The organism is Lentiprolixibacter sp. (assembly GCF_982873095.1).
In genome coordinates, this window is record NZ_CEYNTP010000098.1 from 3529 (window position 1) to 9325 (window position 5797).

Consider the following 5797-nt stretch of genomic DNA (forward strand, 5'->3'; position numbering starts at 1 on the left):
TTCTTCTCCCTCGTAGGAGGGCATATCGATCAGGTTGGCCTCACGTGAGGTCCCCAGGGTAACGGTTGCCAGTGCCTGGGTTTCTCCCCGTGTAAAGATGGCCGAGCCGTGGGTAGAAGGGAGGTAATCCACTTCGCACCAAATGGGGCGCACTTCATCCGTTTTTCTTCCGTCCAGACGTAGGCCCTCATTGAGGACCAGATCCCGGATAGCCGCCTTTTCGGCCTTGCTGTAATATGTTGAGATGAGGTCACCCAGTTCTTCCTGTTCTTCTTCGCTGAAGCCAGACATGATCTCTTCCTTGATTTCAGAGAAAGCAGCACCTCGCTCGTGCTTGGCAGAACCTGCCTTAGCTACGGCGTATACTTTATCGTAGGCCAGGTCCCGGATTCGGCTCTCAAGGCTTTCATCTTCAGGGGCAGTTTCGTATTCCCGAACTTCTTTTCGTCCTACAGCTTCCGCCAGTCGCATTTGGGCGGCACACTGTACTTTGATGGCTTCATGGGCGAATTTGATGGCTTCCACCATTTCTTCTTCAGAGATTTCTCCCATTTCCCCTTCTACCATCATCACAGAATCTTCTGAAGCTCCGATGATCATGTCGATATCTGAGTTTCCGAGCTGTTCCCTTGTTGGGTTGATGATCAACTGCCCGTCTACACGTCCCACGCGCACTTCAGAAATGGCACATTCGAACGGGAAGTCAGACAATTGGATGGCAGCCGAAGCGGCAAGGCCAGCCATGGCATCTGGCATCACATCGTCATCATGAGACATGAGCTGGATCATCACCTGGGTCTCAGAGTGGTAATCCTTAGGAAATAAAGGACGTAATACCCGGTCTACCAGGCGCATGGTAAGGATCTCCCCGTCGCTGGGTCGCGCTTCACGCTTGAAGAATCCCCCGGGGTAGCGACCGGAGGCCGCGAACTTCTCCCGGTAATCCACAGTAAGCGGCAGGAAATCCACATCACTTGCTTTGTAATTGGAAACAACGGTACACAATAACATGCAACGTCCTGATTGCACCACTACCGAGCCGTGGGCTTGTTTGGCTAATTTTCCGGTTTCGATAGAGATTTCTCTACCATCACCAAGGTCAATGACCTCTTTAAATGCTTTTGGAATCATAAAATTTTAATAGTACCTGTACGATATACAGGTGTGTTAAACAATGGTCTACCGACTTACCGGCCGGTCAGGGTTGTGTTGTGTTGTTGACCAATGAAAAACCAGGTGTAAGCTTTTTGTGAGGTCCCGGATGGGCCCTCAGGGTATATAAAAAGGGGAAGCAGCACTTCCCCCTGATATTCTATTTACGTATGTTCAATTCTTTAATCAGTTCCCGATATCTTTCAATATCCTTGTTTTTCAAGTAGTCTAAGAGACTTCTCCTTTTTCCTACCAGTTTTACAAGGGATCGCTCGGTGTTATAATCCTTCTGATTTTTCCTCAGGTGCTTTGTGAGGTGGTTGATGCGATGGGTGAACAGGGCGATCTGTGCCTCGGTAGATCCGGTGTTGCTTTCCGAACCTCCGAATTTTTTGAAAATATCCGCTTTAATTTCTTTGGTTAAATACATGCCAATATTATTTAAATGATTTTTATGTATCCGATTGGTTTTCAATCAGGCCGCAAAGATAGCAATAAAAAATGAATCCCCTTTTAAATTTTTTTCCTGCTCATTAAACCTTTTTGAAGTGTGGCAGTCCTAGGGTTATAATGTTAAAAAATTGTTATTATGAAATGTCTCAAAAAAATGAACTACGCAGGAACAATGCTATTGGCAACCCTTTTGTTTATTTCCTGTGAAAAAGAATCGTCTCCTGAAGTCATCGACGAGGAGCAAACGTTTGAAGTAGCTGAGCTTCAGGCCAGCGACGAATCCGAATTGATTTCGGAGGAGGTCCTCAACATCGGGGAAGATGTGTTCGCCACCCATCAGATCGCAGCAACTGCGAAAGGCGACTACCGCTCTGATTACCTCCCGGATTGTGTTACCATTACTACTGTTGTAACCAGTACTTCGGTAGAGAAAACAATTGATTTTGGTGAAGGCTGTGAATTGCCCAACGGCAATATCCTTAGCGGGATCATCTTCATGAGCTTTGAAAAGGACATGGAGCTAGCCACCCACACACTGGCGCTGTCACTGGAGAATTTTACCTTTAACAGCGTTGCCGTAGAAGGAAGTGCCTCCGTTCTGCGTATGCGATCTAATGAGAGTGGCAACCCTCAGGCAGATGCAACTGCAAGTTTCAATGGTACCTGGCCTGATGGTAGTACGGCGAGCTTCACAGGAAACCGCACCCGCGAATGGATTGAAGGATACGGCAGTGGTTTCTGGGGAGATAATGTATTCCTGATTTCCGGTAAGGGAACCTTTACGGGCCGACTTGGGAATGTGTTCGTGAAAGAAACCATTGCCCCCCTCAGGAGAGAATTGTCTTGTAGGTTTATCGTAAGCGGAGTCCTGGAGATCTCCCGGAATGATCTCACTGCGAGCCTGGACTTTGGCGACGGCTCTTGTGATGCCAAGGGATTACTTACCTATCCCAATGGGGAAACCGAAGAGATCTTCCTGCGAAGGTTCAAGAAATAATGCTGTAAATCTGAAAGCAAAAAGCCCTGACGCGCAGTCAGGGCTTTTGTTATTTTCTAACCGGAAGGTTCTGTATCAGGTCGATGTACAGGTTGACCTTCTTTTTGAGGTCCCTTCTGTGGGTGATGAAATCCAGAAATCCGTGTTCCAGAACAAATTCTGAGGTTTGAAAACCTTCTGGGAGGTCCTTTCCTGTGGCTTCTTTTACAACACGCGGGCCGGCAAACCCAATCAGGGCCCCGGGCTCTGAAATATTGATATCCCCCAGCATCGCATAGGAAGCGGTGGTTCCCCCGGTAGTTGGATCCGTACACAGGGAAATATAGGGGATCCCGGCCTCAGCCAGCTGGGCCAGTTTTGCAGAGGTTTTGGCCAACTGCATTAGGGAAAGGGCAGCTTCCATCATCCGTGCACCCCCTGATTTGGAGATCATAAGAAAGGGGATCTTGTGTTCTATGGAATAGTCGATAGCACGGGCAATCTTTTCACCTACAACACTTCCCATGGAACCGCCGATAAAAGTAAAGTCCATACAGGACACCACCAGCTCTTTACCCATGGATTTGCCGACGGCAGAACGAACGGCATCTTTCAGTCCCGTGCGTTTTTGGGCATCTTTCAGCCGATCTGAGTATTTTTTGGTATCCTCAAATTTCAGTGGATCCTTTGAGCTCAGTTTGGCATCCAGTTCAGTAAACTTGTCGTCGTCAAAGAGGATCTGGAAGTATTCCTTGCTCCCGATACGCACGTGGTAGTCGTCTTCCGGACTAACGTAAAAATTCTTGGCCAGTTCCTCTGACTCAACAATTTTGCCAGTTGGGGATTTATACCAGAGCCCCCTCGGGGTGTCTTTCTTTTCCTCGGTGGCGGTCTGAATTCCCTTTTCCTTTCTTTTAAACCATGCAGTCATGTCGGTCTCCATTTTGGGTTCTTCTCCTTACAGCGTGTTTATGTTGTTCAGGTCTTCAAAGGCCTGTGTTAATCTTTTTACAAAGGATTTTTCTCCTTCCCGCAACCAAACCCTAGGATCGTAGGATTTTTTGTTGGGGAGGTCCTCCCCGTCCGGATTTCCGATCTGGGATTGCAGGTAAGCGGCTTTCTCCTGAACGTAGTCGCGCACACCGGCGAGAAAAGCGTACTGCAGATCTGTATCAATATTCATTTTGATGACTCCGTACCCAATGGCTTCGCGGATTTCTTCCAGGGAAGAACCGGAGCCACCGTGGAAGACAAAATCGATATGATTATGGCCTACTCCGTATTTCTCAGAAATATATTCCTGAGAATTTTTCAGGATTTTAGGCGTCAGTTTTACGTTGCCTGGCTTATATACCCCATGAACGTTACCGAAAGCGGCTGCAATGGTAAAACGGTGGCTTACTTTGGACAACTCCTCATAGGCATAGGCTACTTCTTCGGGTTGGGTGTAAAGCTTTGAATCGTCAACATCTGTATTGTCTACGCCGTCTTCTTCCCCTCCTGTGATCCCGAGCTCAATTTCCAGGGTCATACCCATCTTGCTCATACGCGCGAGGTATTCCTTGCAAATCGCAATATTTTCTTCTATGGGCTCTTCCGAAAGGTCGATCATATGTGAACTGTACAGGGGTTTCCCGGTTTCAGCGAAGTGTTGTTCACTGGCATCCAGGAGGCCATCTATCCAGGGTAAAAGTTTCTTTGCACAGTGGTCGGTATGCAGGATCACCGTTGCCCCGTAGGCTTCGGCAAGCTGGTGCACGTGTTTGGCACCGGCTATGGCACCCTGAATGGCTGCTCGCTGGTTTTCATTGGACAGCCCCTTCCCGGCGTTGAATTGTGCTCCCCCATTGGAGAACTGAATGATGACCGGGGCATTGAGTTGGGCTGCGGTTTCCAGCACCCCGTTTATGGTGTTCGAACCTACCACATTGACTGCCGGAAGGGCAAACCCCTTTTCCTTGGCATACTCGAATATGGCCTGGACTTCATCTCCAGTGGCGACACCTGGTTTAATGTTATGCGACATAGTATAGTTGATTGGTTTCTTTGTAGATGAGGCAAATGTAATAAAATAATTAGCTCTAGAAAGGATAATTGATCCCTATCTGAAAGACCGCATTGGCAAAGTTGTAATCCCGGAACCACCGTCTGGACGGCTCTTCAGCCGGATTGTAAGTTTTAAACCCGGTGTCTAGCCGGAAAACAAAATAGGAGAAATCATACCGCAGGCCAAAACCGGATCCCACAGCGATGTCTGCCAGAGAATCGAACCCACTGAAGGTTTTTTGCGGGTCATCCACATTGTCCCAGACATTCCAGATATTTCCTGCATCCACGAACAAGGCGCCTTTGATATCCCCAACTATGGGGAAGCGGTATTCCAGGTTAAAGGCCAGTTTCAGATTGGCTTCGTTAAAATCGTTGATACCCTGTGAACTCCCGGGTCCGAGGGAATAAGGAAACCAAGCCCTGTTATCATTGGATCCCCCGGCAAAATAACTGCGTACGAAGGGAACACTTTCAGAATTGCCAAAAGGAACCGCAATCCCGAAAAAACTCCTCATGGCCAACACATTGGACCGGGAAAGGTCCCAGTGTTTGATGTAGTCGAATTCTGTTTTGACGTATTGAGAAAAAGGCACCCCAAAGACCAGCAGGCTCCCGTCGTCATTCTCGTCAAAATTTATCCAGTTGGCTAAACCCGAAAGCAGGTTCCCTGCAGCTTCCAGTTTCACCCGGATCTGCGAAAAACTATTGTCATTGATCCCGGCGCGGTTGTTCCTCGTAAATGTATAGTTACTGGCAAAGATCAGGTTGTTTTCCGTGAGCCGCTGACGCCGTTCTTCAATACGGCTCACATCCACGAAGTCTTCTTGGGAGGAAGGCACCTCCCTGTTCAGGATGGCATTGGTGAATCCGGTAGTTCCATCCGGAATCCTCAATCGGAGAGGATCAGCAGGATTATTGGTTGCAATGAACAGCGTGTCCAGAGTGGGATAGGTAGCCGGATCTTCATACTGGTTGGCAATATTGTCCAATGACTGATAGGTGCTGGTATACACATTAAAAAAACGATCCGGGTTAACATTCCTGACATACTGCACATTAACAATCTCCAGGCTGCTCCTTTTGAAATCTGAGGGTGCCCAGTTGTAGCCGAAAATAGAGTTGAAGGTTTGCTTGTCCAGCCCGATGTTCTGCTGGAAACTGATACCA

5 protein-coding genes and 1 pseudogene are annotated in these 5797 nt (G+C 48.0%); 1 reads left to right on the plus strand and 5 read right to left on the minus strand.

Annotated features, from left to right (window positions below; translation table 11 throughout):
• A pseudogene (locus AC4E7D_RS07450) lies at positions 1 to 1131 on the minus strand (polyribonucleotide nucleotidyltransferase); the annotation flags it as partial.
• 181 nt (positions 1132 to 1312) lie between these two features.
• Entirely contained in the window at positions 1313 to 1582 is a 270-nt protein-coding gene (gene rpsO / locus AC4E7D_RS07455; protein WP_490173184.1) for a 30S ribosomal protein S15, read from the minus strand.
• A gap of 159 nt (positions 1583 to 1741) precedes the next feature.
• On the opposite strand from rpsO, the gene AC4E7D_RS07460 reads away from it, so the two are divergent.
• Complete coding sequence (locus tag AC4E7D_RS07460) at positions 1742 to 2602, plus strand: hypothetical protein (protein ID WP_490173185.1); 861 nt, start codon at positions 1742 to 1744, stop codon at positions 2600 to 2602.
• Between the two features lie 49 nt (positions 2603 to 2651).
• Here the strand turns inward: AC4E7D_RS07460 and accD are convergent, their stop codons facing one another.
• The 3 genes from accD to AC4E7D_RS07475 form a co-directional block, all read right to left on the minus strand.
• Positions 2652 to 3512, minus strand: coding sequence for an acetyl-CoA carboxylase, carboxyltransferase subunit beta (accD, locus tag AC4E7D_RS07465; protein ID WP_490173186.1), 861 nt, complete (start codon positions 3510 to 3512; stop codon positions 2652 to 2654).
• A gap of 27 nt (positions 3513 to 3539) precedes the next feature.
• Positions 3540 to 4607, minus strand: coding sequence for a class II fructose-bisphosphate aldolase (gene fbaA, locus AC4E7D_RS07470; protein ID WP_490173187.1), 1068 nt, complete (start codon positions 4605 to 4607; stop codon positions 3540 to 3542).
• Positions 4608 to 4662: 55 nt separating this feature from the next.
• Positions 4663 to 5797, minus strand: a 1135-nt coding sequence (locus tag AC4E7D_RS07475; protein WP_490173188.1) for a BamA/TamA family outer membrane protein, incomplete at its 5' end; no start/stop codon positions are given.

Bases quoted from the DNA above. Each gene is read 5' to 3' on its own strand.
- AC4E7D_RS07460 (WP_490173185.1), top strand. From the start codon at position 1,742: ATGAAATGTCTCAAAAAAATGAACTACGCAGGAACAATGCTATTGGCA.
- fbaA (WP_490173187.1), bottom strand. From the start codon at position 4,607: ATGTCGCATAACATTAAACCAGGTGTCGCCACTGGAGATGAAGTCCAG.
- rpsO (WP_490173184.1), bottom strand. From the start codon at position 1,582: ATGTATTTAACCAAAGAAATTAAAGCGGATATTTTCAAAAAATTCGGA.
- accD (WP_490173186.1), bottom strand. From the start codon at position 3,512: ATGACTGCATGGTTTAAAAGAAAGGAAAAGGGAATTCAGACCGCCACC.